Here is a 16,701-nt window from a genome sequence, read left to right as displayed (position 1 = left end):
CGGAGGCTCATTCCGTACGGGACGGGCGGCCCCACGGCAGCCAGGCGCGCAGGTGGAAGCCGTCGCCGTCTGCCGTGTGCGCCAGCCGCCCGCCGGCCAGCGCGGTGCGCTCGGCGAGCCCGATGAGGCCCTGCCCGGCCCCGGGGATGGGGCCGGTGGCGCGGGTACCGGCGCCGGCCCGGCCCGAGCCGCCCTCGGCTCCGGAGCCGACGGCCGCCGCGGCGAGCCGGCCCGCTCCGCCCCGCGGCTCCGCCGCGAGGGCGGGCACCGCAACCCGGCCGGTATCGGCGGCATCCGTCCCGGCCGCGGGGCGCCGGATCTCCGCGGTTCGGTCGGTCCCGGGGCCGGTACCGGCCGAACGTCCCGTCCCGGCCGTCCGGCCGGCGGCGGTGGCGTCCGGATCCCGCCTGCCGGTCCGCTGTCCGCCGCTCCCGGGCCGGCCGTTGCGGGGCGCCTCCGCGCGCCGAACGCCCGCCCCGTGCTCGCCGTGCGCGGCGGAGCCCGTCTCCCCGCCCCCGTGCGGCAGCGGGTTGCTCACCTCCACCGTCAGGCCCTTCTCCGGGCTCCCCGTCAGCGTCACCGTCACCTTCGTGCCCGCCGCGTGCTTGCGGGCGTTCGTCAGGCCCTCCTGCACGATGCGGTACGCCGTGCGCCCCGTCGCCGCCGGGACCGCCTCCGCAGCGGCGACGTCCGGTGCGTACGCGATGCGCATGCCCGCCTCGCCCGCCTCCGCCACCAGCCGGTCCACGTCCCCGAGCGTCGGCTGCGGACGCCCGGCGCCCGGGCCGGAGTCGGCCGGTGCGCGCAGCACGCCGATCACGTCCCGCAGGTCCTGCAGCGCCTCGTGCGCGCTGTCGCGGATCACGCCCGCCGCGCGGGCGACCTCCGCGGGCGGGGCGCCGGGGTGGAACTCCAGCGCCCCCGCGTGCACGCTGAGCAGCGACAGCCGGTGCGCCAGCACGTCGTGCATCTCGCGCGCGATCTCCTCCCGGGCCCGCCGCTGCGCCTGCTCCGCGCGCAGCGCCGCGTCGGCCTCCGCCTGCTCCGCGCGCTCGCGCAGCGAGGCGACGAGCTGGCGGCGCGAGCGCCGGTAGAGGCCGAAGACCACGGCCGCCGTGACCAGCGAGAAGTACGCCACCCCCGCGCCGGTCCGCGGGTCCTGCGGGTCCGGGGTGGTGGCGAGGAAGCCCACGAGCCGGGCGAAGACGAGGGCGGCGATCCAGCCGGTGGCGCGCAGCGGGCGGTGCGCCGCGACCGTGAAGACCGCCACCAGCGTCGGGCCGATGAAGAAGTGGCCGAAGGAGTCGGCGACGAGCAACGCCACCGCGAGCGGCACCGGCCAGCGGCGCCGCAGCGGCAGCGCCAGGCAGGCCGCTCCCGCGGCCAGGGCCTCGGCGAAGAGCACGTTCTCCGAGACGCCGGCGCCGTCCTCCGGCAGCACGGAGTCGGCGGACAGGAACGAGAAGGCCCCGGCGAAGAGGACGAGGCCGGCGTCGGCGAGCCGGTCCCGCCGGGTGCTGCCGGCGGGGCGGGTCGCGGAGGCGGTACGGGGCATACCGGCCAATCTACGGTCGTCCGCACGCCGCGGCGCCCCCCGAGGACGGCACCGAGACCTTCGTACGACCGCGGCGGCCCGCGCGCATACTTTGGTCGCCGCCCCCGGACCGCCCCGTCAGCCGCGCGGGGCGGCGCCCGTGCGGATCAGCTCGTCCCCCGGGTCGTTGACCGGCTGCGGGGTGCCCGTGAGGTCCATCACGTACAGCGGGAGCCGCAGCTCGTCGGCCCGGGTACGGGCCTCGCGGGTGTAGCCGGCGAGGGAGAAGAAGACGGCGAGCGCCGACGCGTTGAGACCGCTGAGCCACACGCACTCGACGTGCCGCAGCGCCGTGGGCGTCGTCGTCGGGTCGACGTGGGCGACCACGCCCGCGCCGCGCACGTCGACGCCGGAGGCGGGCCGGTCCTCGTTCTTCACCAGGTCCGTGAAGCCCAGCCAGCGCAGGTACTGCGCGGCGGCCGTCACCGCGTCCCCGGTGTTGCGGATGGTCACGGGGCGGAACGCGGGACGCCGCGGTGCCGGCGCCGCCGCCGGCCGGCGCGGGGGGCCGGGCGGGGCCGGCGCGGGCGGCGCGGCCGCCGGTGCGGGCGGGACCGGCGGTGCGGCGGGCCGGGGGCGGCGGGACTGCACGGGGGCCACCGGCAGCCGTACCACCGCGCCGCAGTCGCAGGACAGCTCCGGCCGCGGCCACTCGTCGCGCCGGTCGCAGACCGGACAGCGCACCGTCACCCAGGAGTCCTGCCACGTGCGGTGCTTGAGCTCCACCGGCACCCCGCCGCGCAGCAGCGGGAGCGTGAGCGGGGCGCCGCAGGCGCACGGGAACGTGCTCGGGGTGTACGCGTGCTCGCGCCGGCAGGCCGGGCAGCGCACCGGCACGCTCTCTGGCATGGGACGTGCTCCTGGTTCTGGGCCGCGTGGTGGGTTCGCACTCCAGCATCCCCTACGAATCCGGCTCTTGACGCCGACTTGCCCCGCTTCTACATTGCTTCCATATAGCAAAATCCATATTCCGTCATACGGAAAACTCAGGGAAGAGGCAGGTGCACGCGATGCCTCGTATGACAGCCGCGCGCGCGGCGGTGGAGATCCTCAAGAAGGAAGGCGTCCAGGTCGCGTTCGGCGTCCCGGGGGCGGCGATCAACCCGTTCTACGCGGCCCTCAGGGCGGCCGGCGGCGTCGGCCACGTGCTCGCGCGGCACGTCGAGGGCGCCTCGCACATGGCCGAGGGCTACACCCGCGCCCGGGCGGGGAACATCGGCGTGTGCATCGGCACGTCGGGCCCCGCCGGCACCGACATGATCACCGGGCTGTACTCGGCGATCGGCGACTCGGTCCCGATCCTGTGCATCACGGGACAGGCGCCGACGCCCGTGCTGCACAAGGAGGACTTCCAGGCCGTCGACATCGCGGCGATCGCCGCCCCCGTCACCAAGAAGGCCACCACCGTGCTCCAGGCCGCACAGGTGCCCGGCGTCTTTCAGCAGGCGTTCCACCTGATGCGCTCCGGCCGCCCCGGGCCCGTGCTCGTCGACCTGCCCACCGATGTCCAGCTCACCGAGATCGAGTTCGACCCGGACACGTACGAGCCGCTGCCCGTGCACCGGCCCGCCGCCACCCGGGCGCAGGCGGAGAAGGCCGTCGCGATGCTCTGCGCCGCCGAGCGGCCGCTGATCGTCGCCGGTGGCGGCGTCATCGGCGCCGACGCCTGCGCGGAGCTGGTGGAGTTCGCGGAGCTGACCGGCACCCCCGTCGTGCCGACCCTGATGGGCTGGGGCGCACTCCCCGACGACCATCCGCTCAACGCGGGCATGGTCGGGCTGCAGACCTCCCACCGCTACGGCAACGAGAACCTCCTCGCCGCCGACTTCGTCCTCGGCATCGGCAACCGCTGGGCCAACCGCCACACCGGCTACCGGCTCGACGTCTACACCGGGGGCCGTACCTTCGTCCACGTCGACGTCGAACCCACCCAGATCGGCCGGATCTTCGCCCCCGACTACGGCATCGCCTCCGACGCGGGCGCCGCGCTGCGGCAGTTCACCGAGGCCGCCCGCGAACGGCGGGCCGCCGGCCGGCTGCCGGACCGCGCCGCGTGGGCCGCCGCCACCCAGGAGCGCAGGGCGCGGCTCCAGCGCCGTACCCACTTCGACGACGTGCCGATGAAGCCGCAGCGGGTCTACGAGGAGATGAACAAGGCGTTCGGCCCCGCCACCCGCTACGTCACCGCCATCGGCCTCTCGCAGATCGCCGGCGCCCAGATGCTCCACGTCTACCGGCCGCGGCACTGGATCAACTGCGGCCAGGCGGGACCCCTCGGCTGGACCGTGCCCGCCGCCCTCGGCGTCGCCACCGCCGACCCGGAGGCGCTGGTCGTCGGGCTCTCCGGGGACTACGACTTCCAGTTCCTCGTGGAGGAACTGGCGGTCGGCGCCCAGCACCGCATTCCGTACGTGCAGGTCCTCGTCAACAACTCCTATCTCGGCCTCATCCGGCAGGCCCAGTTGGGCCTGGACATGGACTTCCAGGTCAACCTGGAGTTCGAGAACGTCAACTCGCCGGAGCTGGGCGGCTACGGCGTCGACCACGTCAAGGTCGCCGAGGGGCTGGGCTGCAAGGCGATCCGGGTCACCGAGCCGGGGGAGCTGGGCGCCGCGTTCGCCCAGGCGCGGAAGCTGGCGGCGGAACACCGGGTGCCGGTGGTGGTGGAGGCGATCCTGGAGCGGATCACCAACATCTCCATGAGCACCACGGCGGACATCAGCGACGTCCGCGAGTGGGAGGACCTGGCCACCGAGCAGTGGCATGCCCCCACGTCGATCCTGCCGCTGAAGAACTGACGGCGGCCGCCCGCGAGCGGACGGCCCCCGCCCCGGACGGGCGGACGGGGGCGAGGGCCGTCCTCTGCGGTCTTCTGCTGCTTCGTCCTTGTCTGTCGTCCTCGTCCCTCGTCCGCCTGCGGCGTACGGGTCAGACCTCGCCGCCGGAGAGGCGCTCCACGCCGCGCAGCAGCGCCGAGTGGTCCAGGCCGCCGTCGCCCTGCGCGCGCAGCGCGGCGACGAGCTGGGCGACGACCGCGCCGACCGGCAGCGCGGCGCCGACGTTCCGGGCGGCGTCGGTGACGATGCCCATGTCCTTGTGGTGCAGGTCGATGCGGAAGCCGGGCCGGAAGTCGCGGCCCAGGAAGTTGTCCTTCTTGCGGGCCAGCACGGTGGACCCGGCCAGGCCGCCGCCGAGGACGTCGAGCGCGGCCGCCAGGTCCACGCCGGACTTCTCCAGGAAGACCACGGCCTCGGCGCACGCCTGGATGTTCACCGCGACGATCAACTGGTTGGCGGCCTTGACCGTCTGGCCCGCGCCGTGCGGGCCGCAGTGCACGATCGTCCGGCCCAGCGCCTCGAAGACCGGCCGGGCCCGCTCGAAGTCGGCCTGCTCGCCGCCGACCATGATGGACAGCACCGCCTCGACCGCCCCGGCCTCGCCGCCGGAGACGGGGGCGTCGAGCACCCGGATCCCGCGCTCGGCGGCGTTCTCCGCCAGGTCCACGGAGGTCTGCGGGGTGATCGAGGACATGTCGACGAGCAGCGCGCCGCTCCTGGCGTGCGCCAGGATGCCGTCCGGCCCGTAGGCGACGGCCTCGACCTGCGGCGACGCGGGGACCATCGTGATGATCACGTCCGCGTCCGCGACGGCCTCGGCGATCGACCCGGCGGCCGTGCCGCCGGCCTTGGCCAGCCGGTCGAGCTTCTCCTGCTCCAGGGTGTAGCCGGTGACCGGATAGCCCGCCGCGATCAGGTTCTCGGACATGGGGGAGCCCATGATGCCGAGGCCGATCCAGGCGATCGCGGGCAGACCGGCCCCGGGGGCCGCGGAGTTGGTGGTCATGAGGTGGTGCCTTTCTGCTCTGGCCGGAGGCGCGGGGGTACGGGGCGCGCGGTCGGCGGTCAGCGGGGGAGCCAGCCGAAGGACTCGGCGCTCGGCCGGTCGCCCGGCTTGTACTCCAGGCCCACGTGCCCGTCGTACCCGGCGGCGGCCAGCCGGTCCAGCAGCGCGGCCAGCGGCAGCGTGCCGGTGCCGGGGGCACCGCGGCCGGGGTCGTCGGCGATCTGGACGTGCCCGGTGCGGCCCGCGTGGGCGTCGATGACCTGCTCCAGGTCCGCGCCGTTCATCGACAGGTGGTAGAGGTCCATCAGGAAGCGGGCGTTGCCCAGGCCCGAGGCGGCGTCGACCTTGTCGGCCACCGCGACCGCCGCCGCCGCGTCGAGCAGCGGGTAGTGCGGGGACTCGGGCTCGTTCAGCGCCTCGATGAGCAGGACGGCGCCGGCCCGGTCGGCCGCGCGGGCGGCGAGCACCAGGTTCTCCAGCGCGAGCAGGTCCTGCTCGGCGGCGGTGACGCCCTCGACGCGGTTGCCGTAGAGGGCGTTGAGCGCGGTGCAGCCGGTGGCGGCGGCGAAGCCGGCGGCCACGTCGAGATTCGCGCGGAACCGCTCGGACTCCGCGCCGGGCACGGAGAGCGCGCCGCGGTCGGGTCCCGGCAGCCGGCCCGTGTAGAAGTTGAGCCCGGTCAGCCGGGTGCCGGCCGCGTCCAGCGCGGTGCGCAGGGCGTCCAGCTCCGCCGGATCCGGAACGGGTGCGTCGGGCCAGGGCCACCACAGCTCGACCGCGTCGAAGCCGGCCGCGGCGGCCGCGGCCGGGCGTTCGAGCAGCGGAAGCTCGGTGAACAGGAGGGAGATGTTCACTGTGAAGCGCTGGTCGCCGAAGCCCATGAGGTTTCCGCGCTCCTTCCGTATCTCGGAAGTACCCTTCTGGATAACGGAAACTCTGCCGGTTCGGTGCGAGCACTGTCAAGGTGCCGGCCGGTGGTCCGCGGCCGAGGGCTCCGGCGGGTCGGGGCGGGCGGCCCTACGCGACGGGGAAATCGAAATAGGTGTCCGGATAGGGCTCGTCGGTGAGCGTGTAGTGCCACCACTCGCATGCGTAGGAGCTGAAGCCGCACGTCTCCATGAGAGAACGGAGCTGCGCGCGGTTTCCCGCCTCGGGTTGCGTGATCCCCGGTGCGCCGTGGTGTGAGCGGGGATCCATCAGGTCGTGGTCACCGCCCATGGGGGCGAGTTCACCGGTGCCGAGGTGGTAGAGGGTGAGGTCGACGGTGCTGCCCCGGCTGTGGCCCGACCGGGCGGCGACGTACCCCCGCTCGAACATCTCGGCCCTCCCGATGTTCGGGTAGTGCCGTTGCTTGGTGCGTCCGTCCTCCGGCTGTTCCGACCAGCGCAGGAAGCAGTCCACGGCCCGCTGCGGGCGGTAGCCGTCCCAGAGCAGCAGGCCGAAGCCGCGGGCCGCCGCCTTCTCCCGCACCCTGCCCAGGGCCGCGCCCAGGGCCCTGGTGCCGGCGATGCGATTGACCAGGTATCCGTCCACCGGCTTCCCGGTGAAGTTGTCCCAGGTGGCGTACTTGGCATCCCATCGCAGCCCGGGTAGCAACTCGTCCAGGAAGGCGAAGTCCTCGTTCACCGGGTGTTCCCGTTCAGGGCGAGCGATATCAGCCGGTCGATCACCTGGGAGAGCGGCAGCCCCGCGGCCGCCATCATCCTCGGGTACCGGCTGTAGGAGGTCATGCCGGGAAAGGTGTTGACCTCGTTGAGGACCACGTCCCCCTCGTCGGTGAGGAACAGGTCGACCCGCGCCAGTCCCCTGCACCCCAGGGCGCGGTAGACGGCCTTCGCGGTTTCCCGGACGAGCGCGCGCGACTCCGCCGGGATGTCGGCGGGCACGAGGGGGGTGGAGTTCTCGGAACCGCTCTCCGGGTCCGCCTCCTGATGGATCTTGAAGAAGCCGTGCGACAGCGCGATCCGGTCCACCTCGCCCGCGAGCAGATCCGGCTCGTCGCCCAGGATGGCGCACCCGACCTCGCTGCCGGCCACCGCCTCCTCGATCAGCACCTTCGAGTCGTACTGCCGTGCCGTCTTCACCGCGTCCGGGAGCTCCGCGGGACCGGAAACCTTGCTGACGCCGAAGGACGAGCCGGAACGGGCCGGTTTGACGAACACGGGATACGTCAGCCGGCCCGGGTCGACGACGTCGTCCGCCGTGACGGTCCAGAAGTCCGGCGTGGCGATTCCCGCGCTCCTGACGACGCGATAGGCAAGTGATTTGTCCATGCACACGGCGGAACTCTGCACATCGCACCCGGCGTAGGGGATGCCGGTCAGCTCCAGCAGACCCTGTATCGCACCGTCCTCGCCGAGCTTGCCGTGCAGCACGGGCAGGACGACGTCCAGACCGATCGTCCCGTATCGTCCCTGCTCCAGCACGAGAAGCCCGCCCACGCCGCGGTCGGGTGAGAGCAGCGCCGGACGGCAATTACCGTTCTCCCAGTCGGGGCCGGGACCGTCGCAGAGCTTCCAGGCGCCGCTCTCCGTGATCCCGACGTAGAACGGCTGGTACTTTTCGAGATCGAGGCTCCGGGCGACCTGCTGCGCGGATTTCACGGAGACGGGGTGCTCTTCCGAGCTGCCGCCGAAGAGGATTCCGACCTTCAGTCTAGCCACGCTGATTCCTGCTTTCGAATGCAAGGCAATTGGTGAGGGAGTTTTCGACCGTGTCGCTTAGTGCGTGGTCCGTGTAGTACGCGGTGTGCGGGCTGATGAGCACGTTCGGGAGTTCCTGGAGCCGCGGCAGAGGACCGGTCGTGAGGGGCTCGTCCCTGCGGTCGGCGTAGAAGATTCCTTCCTCGCCTTCGAGGACGTCCAGCGCGGCGCCGCCCAGCCTGCCGTCCTCCAGCGCCGCCAGCAGGGCCCCGGTCTCCAGCAGTGCGCCCCGTCCGGTGTTGACGATGACGGCGCCGTGCTTCATCAGTTTGATGCGCCGGCCGTCGAGAAGGTGGTAGGTCTCCGGGGTGAGCGGCGTATGGAGCGTCACCATGTCGCTCAGCCGCAGCAGTTCGTCGAGCGGAACGTAGTCGGCGTCGGTGCCGGAACGGGCGTCGTGGGCCAGGATCCGGCAGCCGAAGCCCCGCAGCCGGTCGATGACCGCCGCGCCGATGCGTCCCGTTCCCACCACCCCGATGGTCAGATCGCGCAGTTCCCTCCCGCGGACGTCCTGCAGCCTGTAGTCGTGGACATCCGCGCGACGGAGGGTGGATTTCGCGTGCCGCACCGCCATCAGCATGAGCATCAGGGTGTAGTCGGCCACGCTGTCGGGCGAATAGGCCACGTTCTCCACGGAGATTCCGACGCTTTCCGCGTACTCGACGTCGATGTGGTTGTATCCGATGCTTCTGGTCGAGATGTAAGCGACGCCGACCCGGCTGAGCGCGCGAAGAGTGGAACCGGTGATCCGGGTCTTGTGGTCGACGCTGATGCACCGGTTTCCGCGTGCGAGCCCGGCGTTGGCCTCCGAGATCGCCGCCGCGGTGAGGGTCGGCACCACGCCCAGGCGCGGCGCCAGCTCCCGGACCAGCTTTTCCTCGTCGCGCCCGCAGCCGTAGAGGGTGATACCCGCCGTGACGGCCGGCGGTTCGCTGTAGGTCATGCCTCCAGCCAACGGGACGCGGTGTTGCCGGGGCGTATCCTCTTTCCCATATCCCGGCGATATGTTACCGATTGGTATCGGGTGCGGGATATCGTCGGCATATCGAAATCCGCATACGCGCCCGCAACGCCGCCTTTCCTTGACTGGACGCGTGACCCACAGCGAACGAGCCTCTTCCTACCTCTACCTCTCCGGCCTCGATCCCGCTGCCCGGCTCCCGCGTCGCGCGGGTATCGTGCCGCTCAGCCTCCGCGAGATCGCCGCGGTCGTCGGCGGGACGGTCGAGGGCGACGGTGCCGTGACGGTGACCGCCCCTGCCGTGCTCGACGGGCGGCAGGCCGAGCCGGGCGGCCTCTTCGTCGCCGTCGCCGGCGAGCGTGTCGACGGCCACGACTACGCCGGGCAGGCCGGCCGGGCGGGCGTGGTGGCCGTGCTCGGTTCCCGGCCCACGCCGCTGCCCACCGTCGTCGTCGAGGACGTCCAGGCGGCGTTGCAGAGACTCGCCGCCCACGTCGTGGCCCGGCTGCGCCGCGGTCTCACGGTGTTCGGGCTGACCGGCTCTCAGGGCAAGACCAGCACCAAGGACCTGGTGGCCGCCGTGCTGTCGGGCACCGCGCCGACGACCGCCACGTTCGGTTCGTTCAACAACGAGCTGGGGGTGCCGCTGACCATGCTCCGGGCCGACCTGGGCACCCGGTTCCTCGTCCTGGAGATGGGTGCCCGCCGCATCGGCGACATCGCGGCGCTCACCGGCCTGGTCGCGCCCGACGTCGCAGTCGTCCTCAACGTCGGCCAGGCGCACCTCGGCGAGTTCGGCTCGCGCGCAGCCATCGCCACGGCCAAGGGCGAGCTGGTGCGGGGGCTGGCGCCCGGCGGCACGGCCGTCCTCAACGCCGACGACCCGCGAGTCGCCGCCATGCGCGCGCTCACCGACGGCCCGGTGCTCACCTTCGGCCGGGCGGAGCACGCCGACGTGCGGGTGCTCGACCTGGCGCTGGACGCGTGCGGCCGGCCGTCCTTCACGCTGCGGACCGCCGACGCCTCGGCCCGCGTCGCCCTGCCGCTCGTGGGCGCCCACCAGGCGCTGAACGCATCCGCCGCCGCGGCGGCCGGACTTGCGGCCGGAATCCCCCTCGACGTGGCCGCGCAGGGGCTCGCCACCGCGTCGTTGTCGAAGTGGCGCATGGAACTGCGCGACCTCGCGGGCGGCGTGACGCTCCTCAACGACTCGTACAACGCCAACCCCGACTCCACTCGCGCGGCCCTGGACGCGCTGTCGGCGATCGAGGGCGGGCGCCGCATCGCCGTCCTCGGCGAGATGCTGGAGCTGGGCGAGGAGAGCCGGGCCGCGCACCGGGCCGTCGGCGCGTACGCCGCCTCCCGGGCCGATCTGGTGCTCGCCGTCGGCGAGGCCGCCCGGCCGATCGCCGACGGCGCGGGGGAGCGGGCCATGGCGCTGGCGGACAACGACGCCGCCGTGGACTGGCTGCGCGGCAACCTCGCCGCCGGTGACGTGGTGCTCGTCAAGGCGTCGCGCGGGGCGGGACTCGACGAGGTCGCCGCGGCGCTCGGGTGACGGGCGGGGCGAGCCGGGAGATCAGTGCCGCCCCGCCGCCGCCCTTCGGACGGCCGGGTCACGGCAGGTCGCGGGCCGCATCCGGGCCGGCGCCCCGGCCGTTGCTCATGCCCGCCCCCGCCGCCTGCGGGACTCGCGCGTCTTCAGATAGAGGTCGAAGGCCCGGTAGACCATCGGCCGCAGCGGCAGATCCCACTCGCCGACGTACCGTACGGCCTGACCGCCGGTGCCGGCCTTGAACTGGATCAGCCCGATGTGCGGGTCGCCGGCGTCCAGGGTCGGGGTGATGCCGCGCAGGTCGTAGACGTCGCAGCCGGCCGCCAGCGAGTCGCGGATCATCGCCCACTGGCAGGCGTTGGAGCCGCGCACGTCGCGGTGTGCGGTGGAGGAGGCGCCGTAGGCGTACACCGCGTGGGCGCCGACGCGGACCAGGACGGCGGCGGCGACCAGCTCGCCCCGGTGCCGGGCCAGATAGAGCCTGATGCGCTCGGGGTCCTCGGCGCCCAGCGCGGCGAACATGGTCTCGAAGTAGCCCAGCGGACGCGGTGTGAAGCGGTCGCGCTCGGCGGTGTGGGCGTACAGGGCGTGGAACGCCCCGAGATCCTCGGGGCGTTCGCCGACCGTGACCTCGACACCCGCCTTGGCCGCCTTCTTGATGTTCCGGCGCCAGAGCTGGTTCATGCCCGCGAGCAGGTCGTCCTCGGTCCTGCCGGCCAGCGGGATCTCGAACTTGAACTGCGGATGCCCGGTCCCGAAGCCGTCCTCGGGGCTCTGCGGCAGCCAGCCCGCGTCCCGGAGCCGGCCGGCCACGCGGGTGCCGACCGGGTCGGCCCAGTGCCCGGAGACGTCGGTGAGGCGTGTGACGCCGGGGTCGGCGATGCCCTCCTTGACCTGGTCCGCGTTCCAGGTGGCGGTACGCACCGGAGGGCCGAGCCGGATCGCGAACGCGCCGTCTGCCCTGAGCCGGGCGGCCAGCGGGTCGAGCCACGCGTCGATCCCGCCGGTCCAGTCGAGGACCGGGCCCTCGGGCAGGTAGGCCAGCGTGAAACGGTCGAGCCGCGGCACCGGGCGGTGCAGGACGAGCCCGGCGCCGACCATCCCCCGGCCGTCGTACCAGCCGAGGGACTGGCTGCGCCACTCGGTCTTGACGCGGCCCCACGCCGGGGTCTGCAGGAAGCTGACCGACCGCTGCCGCCGTACGAACGCCAGGTGCTCGGCGGCGGTGATCGGCCGGACGGACAGGCTCGGGCCCGGCTTGCTGGAGGACATGCCCCCAGTCAAGACGGCGCGATGTTGTCCGCACGTATGGGGTTTTCGATACGCCGACGACAAGCTACCGGCGGGTAGGGTCACGGCCCGGCGCCCGGATGCGGAGGGTTTTCGATATCTGGACGATATGCCCCGGCTCCTAGCATGTGTGCCATGCACGTTCTGACAGCCGGCACCGGACGGGAGAGGCGCGGCCGTGAATAGGCGGCCGGGTCTGAGCGTTCGCGTCAAGCTCACCCTCAGCTACGCCGGATTCCTCATGCTCGCGGGTGCCCTGCTGCTCGCCGCCATAGGACTGTTCCTCGTACGGGAGGGGTGGCTGCAGACCAACGCGGAGGGAGCATGGAGGGCTACCCCCGGCACCCACTTCGTACGCGGCTTCGCCCCCACCGCGGCCGCGGTCATGCTCTTCCTCCTGGGCTTCGGCCTCCTGGGCGGATGGATCCTCTCCGGCCGCATGCTCGCCCCGCTGACGCGCATCACCGACGCCACCCGCATGGCCACGAACGGCTCGCTCTCCCACCGGATCCGGCTGCCGGGCCGCAGTGACGAGTTCCGCGAACTCGCCGACGCCTTCGACACGATGCTCGCCCGGCTCGAAGCCCACGTCGCCGAGCAGCGGAGATTCGCCGCCAACGCGTCGCACGAGCTGCGTACGCCACTCGCGATCTCGAAGTCGCTCCTCGACGTGGCCCGCAGCGACCCGGCCCACGAACCCGGCAAGCTCGTCGACCGGCTGAGCACCGTCAACGCCCGCGCGATCGACCTCACCGAGGCGCTCCTCGTGCTCAGCCGCGCGGAACAGCGGTCCTTCAGCCGGGAGCACGTCGACCTGTCCCTGCTCGCGGAAGAGGCCACCGAGGCACTGCTCCCGCTCGCCGAGAAGCGCGGTGTCACCATCGAGACCTCCGGCGACATCACCCCGGCCTTCGGGTCGACGGCGCTCCTGCTGCAGTTGACCACGAACCTCGTGCACAACGCGATCGTCCACAACCTGCCCGAGCACGGAGTCGTCCGGGTGCGCACCGGCGCCCACGGCACCGGGGCGGTGCTCATCGTCGAGAACACCGGCGAGCACATCTCCCCGGAGCTGGCCCCGACGCTCACCGAGCCGTTCCAGCGCGGCACCGAGCGCGTCCACAGCGACCGCGCAGGCGTGGGCCTCGGCCTGGCCATCGTCGAAACCCTCACCCACGCGCACGACGGGACGCTCACCCTCACCCCGCGCTCCTCCGGCGGGCTCCGCGTCACCGTCGTGCTGCCGCCGGCGCCCCCGCCCGCCCGCGCCTGACGAACCCGGAGCCTCCGGGGCCCCGGATGTCACCGGCGGCGAAGCCGATCTGCTCGCCCTGCGACACCGGCGCGCCCACCACACGGGACTCCGGGCCGAGCCACACGGTGATCCGGTCGCGGGCAAGCCCCGGCACCTCGTCGGCCTGGAGCGCGCCGCTGCAGGCGGTGGTGCCGTGGTAGACGCGCCGGGGCGTGCCGATCAGCCGGGAGCGCACCAGCGAACGCACGCCGTCGGCGCCCACCAGCACGTCGGCCGTCGCGCTGCCCCGTCCGCGAACTCCAGTTCCACGCCGTCCGCCGTCTCCGTGAAGCCGGACAGCCGGCGGCCCAGCCGGATGCGCTCCTGCGGCAGCCGGGCGAGGAGCAGGTCGTACCTCTCGTCGGTGAGCAGCGTGCAGTACGGGGCCGCGAAGGCGCCCGGGCCCATTCTGCCGAGCGGCTGCCGCCAGGTCAGCGTGCCGTCGCTCCACTCGCGGAAACTCCAGCGCGACCGGCTGCACGGCGAGCGCGAGCAACTGCGTGCCCGGGCCCCAGCGCTGCAGGAGGCGGGTGCCGTTGGGCGCGAGGTGCAGTGCCGTCTCGTCCCCGGGCAGCCGGGGCCGGTGTTCGTAGACGGCGACCTCCAGGCCCTGCCGGACGAGCGCCGCCGCGGCGGCGAGCCCGCCGAGCCCGGCGCCGGCGACAGCCACCCGCAGGTTCCTTGTCATGTGTCACCCCCCGGAATCACGCGGCTACGCTAGGCAACCCGCTGTCCCGGGCGCCTGCGAGCGGCGCCCCGGCGCCGCCCGGCCGCCGCCGGAGCCGTGACCGGACACGTATGCTGCTCGGATGCGACTCAGGGTGGAGTTCACGACCGAGCCGTTCGACCTGGAGGAGCCGCCGCCGCACGCGGTGGCGGCCCGGGATCTGGTGGAGTCGGCGGACCTCGATGCCGTCGACGTCGGCCCGTTCGGCAACAGTGCCGAGGGCGGCGCGGAGGTCGTGCTCGACGCGGTGGACGAACTGCTGCGCAGATCGCTGGCGTCCGGCGCCACCCGGATCTCACTGCAGGTGAGCGTCGTCGGGGGCGCGCCGGAGGAGCCGGGGAAGGCCGGCGCATGACGGAGTCCGCGGACCACCCGTTCGTCGCCGCGGTCAAGCCGCTGGTCGACGCGATGGGCGGGGAGATGGTCCCGCCGGAGGCGGCGGCGGGCGACGATGTCGTGCTGTCCTGGGAGGGCCGCCCGGCCGTGGCGGTCCGGCTGCCTCACCTGGCGGACTCGCTCGACCACATGCTCGCGGAGCTGGAGCGCCGCCACGGCGTGCCGCTCGCGCAGCTCGACCGCAAGGCGAAGCAGCAGGTCGTACGGGTCCTGGAGGCCCGCGGCGCGTTCTCCGTACGGCACGGAGTGGAGACGGTGGCCGGCGCGCTGGGCGTCAGCAGGTTCACCATCTACAACTACCTGAACAGGGAAGCAGGGCAGGGTCCGCCGCGCGAGGGCGGCTGACCCGGAAAATTCAACAAACTGTTGACGCGGTGCGCCGGGGGCTCATAGCTTGCGGCTGTGACTTCGCGCGTTCCGCCGGGCCTCGCCCGGCTCAACTCCGCCGACGACCAGGCCGTTGCCGCGCTGCTGCACGAGGTGTGCGCGGCGGGCCCCTGGATCGCGGCCGTGGCCGCGGGCCGCCCCTACCCGGAGCCCGCGCACCTGTACGCCGCCGCCGAGGCGGCGCTCGCCGCGCTCGACGAGACGGGGCTGGCCGAGGCGATGGCCGGGCACCCGCCCATCGGCCGGCCGGCGCCGGGCGACCCGGCCTCGGCGCGCGAGCAGCGGGGCATGGCGGGGGCGCCGGAGGAACTGCGGGCGGAGCTGCGCGAGCTGAACCTCGCGTACCAGGAGCGGTTCGGGCACGTCTTCCTCATCTGCGCGACCGGCCTCGGCGCCGTACGGATGCGCGACGCGCTGCGCGCGCGCCTCGGCAACGCGCCGGAGCGGGAGCGGGAGATCGCGCGCGGCGAGCTGGGCAAGATCAACCGTATCCGGCTGACCCGCCTCGTCGAAGCAGAAGGAGCCTGACCGTGAGCGTCGGCGCCGCCTCCGTCTCCACGCACATCCTGGACACCAGCGTCGGCCGCCCCGCGGCCGGGGTCGCCGTCGAACTCTCCGTCAGGACCGGCGGTACGGGAGACGGGGGCACCGGCGGCTGGACGGCCCACGCCGCCTCCGCCACCGACGCCGACGGCCGCGTCCGGGACCTCCCGGCGCTGCCGGCGGGCACCACCCACGTACGGCTGGTCTTCGCCACCGGCCCGTACCTCAGCGAACCAGCAGCCGAGGACCGGCAGGACGCCCCCGCGCACCGGGACGGCGGCGCGTTCTTCCCGGAGGTGGCGGTGGTCTTCGCCGTCGCCTCCGGCGAGCACTACCACGTGCCGCTGCTGCTCACCCCGTTCGGCTACTCCGTATACCGAGGGAGCTAGCAGATGGCAGACCGCCCCGCGCGCGCCGCGCGCCCCGCCGTGCTCGGCCGCAACCAGTACGGCAAGGCCGAGACCCGCGTCGTCAAGGTCACCCGCGACGGCGACACCCACCACGTCCGCGACCTCAACGTCTCGGTCGCGCTGGCCGGTGACATGGACGAGGTCCACTACTCCGGCACCAACACCCACGTGCTCCCCACCGACACCACCAAGAACACCGTCTACGCCTTCGCCAAGCGGTACGGCATCGAGTCCCCCGAGGCGTTCGCGGTCCACCTCGCCCGGCACTTCACCACCACCCAGGAGGCCATACACCGCGCCCGTATCCGCGTCGAGGAGTACGCCTGGGAGCGGATCGACGCGCCCTCCCCCGCCGGCTACGCCCTCACCGGCGGGGGTACCCCCACTCGCCACTCCTTCGTACGCCGCGGCCGGGAGACCCGCGTCGCCCAGGTGACCTACGACGGCGAGCGCTTCGAAGTCCTCGGCGGCCTCAAGGACCTGGTGGTCATGAACACCACCGCGTCGGAGTTCTGGGGCTACGCCAAGGACGCGTACACGACGCTCCAGGAGGACTACGACCGCATCCTCGCCACCGAGGTCTCCGCCTGGTGGCGGCACCGCTGGACCGGCGCAGCGGGTACGGCCGGCGCCGAGCCGCCCGCCTGGGACGAGTCGTACGGGCAGACCGCGAAGCACCTCGTGACCGCCTTCGCCGACACCTACTCGCTCTCGCTCCAGCAGAGCCTGTACGCCATGGGCGCGCGGGTCGTCGAACACCGACCCGAGATCGAGGAGATCCGCTTCTCCCTGCCCAACAAGCACCACTTCCGGGTCGACCTGGAGCCCTTCGGGCTGAAGAACGACGCCGCGGACGGCGCCGTCTACTTCGCCGCCGACCGCCCGTACGGTCTGATCGAGGCGACCGTCCTGCGCGCCGGCGCGGACGCCCGGATCCCCGAGGACATGACCAACCTCTGACCGCCGGCCACCCGCCGCCGGTGAAGGAAGCCGAGGAAC

17 protein-coding genes and 1 pseudogene are annotated in these 16,701 nt (G+C 73.3%); 8 read left to right on the top strand and 10 right to left on the bottom strand.

What is annotated here, in order from left to right; genetic code table 11:
• Positions 1 to 7 precede the first annotated feature (7 nt).
• The gene (locus tag FB457_RS08820) at positions 8 to 1,555 is read right to left on the bottom strand and encodes a histidine kinase (protein ID WP_047018737.1); all 1,548 of its coding nucleotides are present in this window, start codon (positions 1,553 to 1,555) and stop codon (positions 8 to 10) included.
• A gap of 117 nt (positions 1,556 to 1,672) precedes the next feature.
• On the bottom strand, positions 1,673 to 2,443 hold the full coding sequence (locus FB457_RS08815; protein WP_047018738.1) for a hypothetical protein: 771 nt from the start codon (positions 2,441 to 2,443) through the stop codon (positions 1,673 to 1,675).
• Positions 2,444 to 2,613: 170 nt separating this feature from the next.
• On the opposite strand from FB457_RS08815, the gene gcl reads away from it, so the two are divergent.
• A complete protein-coding gene (gene gcl / locus FB457_RS08810) occupies positions 2,614 to 4,392 on the top strand; it encodes a glyoxylate carboligase (RefSeq protein WP_047018739.1) in 1,779 nt (592 codons plus the stop codon).
• Positions 4,393 to 4,522: 130 nt separating this feature from the next.
• On the opposite strand, the gene FB457_RS08805 is transcribed toward gcl, so the two are convergent.
• The 5 genes from FB457_RS08805 to FB457_RS08785 all read right to left on the bottom strand — a co-directional run bounded on the left by FB457_RS08805 (position 4,523) and on the right by FB457_RS08785 (position 9,082).
• Positions 4,523 to 5,437 (bottom strand): 2-hydroxy-3-oxopropionate reductase, encoded by a 915-nt coding sequence (locus tag FB457_RS08805; RefSeq protein WP_047018740.1) that lies wholly within the window; start codon positions 5,435 to 5,437, stop codon positions 4,523 to 4,525.
• 59 nt (positions 5,438 to 5,496) lie between these two features.
• Positions 5,497 to 6,318: a TIM barrel protein gene (locus tag FB457_RS08800; RefSeq protein WP_145781423.1), complete on the bottom strand. Its 822-nt coding sequence runs from the start codon at positions 6,316 to 6,318 to the stop codon at positions 5,497 to 5,499.
• Positions 6,319 to 6,454: 136 nt separating this feature from the next.
• Positions 6,455 to 7,063, bottom strand: a complete 609-nt coding sequence (gene vanX / locus FB457_RS08795) for a D-Ala-D-Ala dipeptidase VanX (protein ID WP_145781422.1) — start codon at positions 7,061 to 7,063, stop codon at positions 6,455 to 6,457.
• Positions 7,060 to 8,100 carry a D-alanine--(R)-lactate ligase VanA-Sc gene (gene vanA-Sc, locus FB457_RS08790; protein ID WP_047018743.1) on the bottom strand — a complete coding sequence of 347 codons (1,041 nt, stop codon included), beginning with the start codon at positions 8,098 to 8,100 and terminating at the stop codon, positions 7,060 to 7,062. The genes vanX and vanA-Sc overlap by 4 nt, the downstream gene beginning before the upstream one ends.
• Positions 8,093 to 9,082 carry an NAD(P)-dependent oxidoreductase gene (locus FB457_RS08785; RefSeq protein WP_186461948.1) on the bottom strand — a complete coding sequence of 330 codons (990 nt, stop codon included), beginning with the start codon at positions 9,080 to 9,082 and terminating at the stop codon, positions 8,093 to 8,095. Before FB457_RS08785 ends, vanA-Sc begins: the two co-directional genes overlap by 8 nt.
• Before the next feature lie 232 nt (positions 9,083 to 9,314).
• Here FB457_RS08785 and FB457_RS08780 point away from each other — a divergent pair, with 232 nt between their 5' ends.
• Positions 9,315 to 10,658, top strand: a complete 1,344-nt coding sequence (locus FB457_RS08780; protein ID WP_145781574.1) for a UDP-N-acetylmuramoyl-tripeptide--D-alanyl-D-alanine ligase — start codon at positions 9,315 to 9,317, stop codon at positions 10,656 to 10,658.
• A 105-nt stretch (positions 10,659 to 10,763) separates the two neighbouring features.
• On the opposite strand, the gene FB457_RS08775 is transcribed toward FB457_RS08780, so the two are convergent.
• Entirely contained in the window at positions 10,764 to 11,927 is a 1,164-nt protein-coding gene (locus tag FB457_RS08775; protein ID WP_145781420.1) for a peptidoglycan bridge formation glycyltransferase FemA/FemB family protein, read from the bottom strand.
• 196 nt (positions 11,928 to 12,123) lie between these two features.
• Between FB457_RS08775 and FB457_RS08770 the strand changes: the two genes are divergently transcribed.
• Complete coding sequence (locus tag FB457_RS08770) at positions 12,124 to 13,218, top strand: sensor histidine kinase (protein ID WP_047018745.1); 1,095 nt, start codon at positions 12,124 to 12,126, stop codon at positions 13,216 to 13,218.
• On the opposite strand, the gene FB457_RS35990 is transcribed toward FB457_RS08770, so the two are convergent.
• Both FB457_RS35990 and FB457_RS35985 read right to left on the bottom strand, forming a co-directional pair.
• On the bottom strand, positions 13,175 to 13,447 hold the full coding sequence (locus FB457_RS35990; RefSeq protein WP_253911473.1) for a hypothetical protein: 273 nt from the start codon (positions 13,445 to 13,447) through the stop codon (positions 13,175 to 13,177). The two genes, FB457_RS08770 and FB457_RS35990, sit on opposite strands and share 44 nt — an antisense overlap.
• An 18-nt stretch (positions 13,448 to 13,465) precedes the next feature.
• A pseudogene (locus FB457_RS35985) lies at positions 13,466 to 13,927 on the bottom strand (NAD(P)-binding protein); the annotation flags it as partial.
• 121 nt (positions 13,928 to 14,048) lie between these two features.
• Here FB457_RS35985 and FB457_RS08760 point away from each other — a divergent pair.
• The 5 genes from FB457_RS08760 to pucL are packed head-to-tail and all read left to right on the top strand — an operon-like array spanning position 14,049 to position 16,662.
• Positions 14,049 to 14,321 (top strand): hypothetical protein, encoded by a 273-nt coding sequence (locus FB457_RS08760; RefSeq protein ID WP_173534898.1) that lies wholly within the window; start codon positions 14,049 to 14,051, stop codon positions 14,319 to 14,321.
• On the top strand, positions 14,318 to 14,707 hold the full coding sequence (locus FB457_RS08755) for a helix-turn-helix domain-containing protein (RefSeq protein WP_047018746.1): 390 nt from the start codon (positions 14,318 to 14,320) through the stop codon (positions 14,705 to 14,707). The genes FB457_RS08760 and FB457_RS08755 overlap by 4 nt, the downstream gene beginning before the upstream one ends.
• A gap of 57 nt (positions 14,708 to 14,764) precedes the next feature.
• Positions 14,765 to 15,277 carry a 2-oxo-4-hydroxy-4-carboxy-5-ureidoimidazoline decarboxylase gene (gene uraD, locus FB457_RS08750; protein ID WP_047018747.1) on the top strand — a complete coding sequence of 171 codons (513 nt, stop codon included), beginning with the start codon at positions 14,765 to 14,767 and terminating at the stop codon, positions 15,275 to 15,277.
• A gap of 2 nt (positions 15,278 to 15,279) precedes the next feature.
• Positions 15,280 to 15,681, top strand: coding sequence for a hydroxyisourate hydrolase (gene uraH / locus FB457_RS08745; RefSeq protein WP_047018748.1), 402 nt, complete (start codon positions 15,280 to 15,282; stop codon positions 15,679 to 15,681).
• A gap of 3 nt (positions 15,682 to 15,684) precedes the next feature.
• Positions 15,685 to 16,662, top strand: coding sequence for a factor-independent urate hydroxylase (pucL, locus tag FB457_RS08740; RefSeq protein WP_047018749.1), 978 nt, complete (start codon positions 15,685 to 15,687; stop codon positions 16,660 to 16,662).
• The last annotated feature ends 39 nt before the right edge of the window (positions 16,663 to 16,701 follow it).

It is taken from the genome of Streptomyces sp. CNZ287 (genome assembly GCF_007827615.1).
The sequence above is the reverse complement of the archived record's forward strand: the minus strand, read 5'-3'. Positions and strand labels throughout refer to the sequence as shown.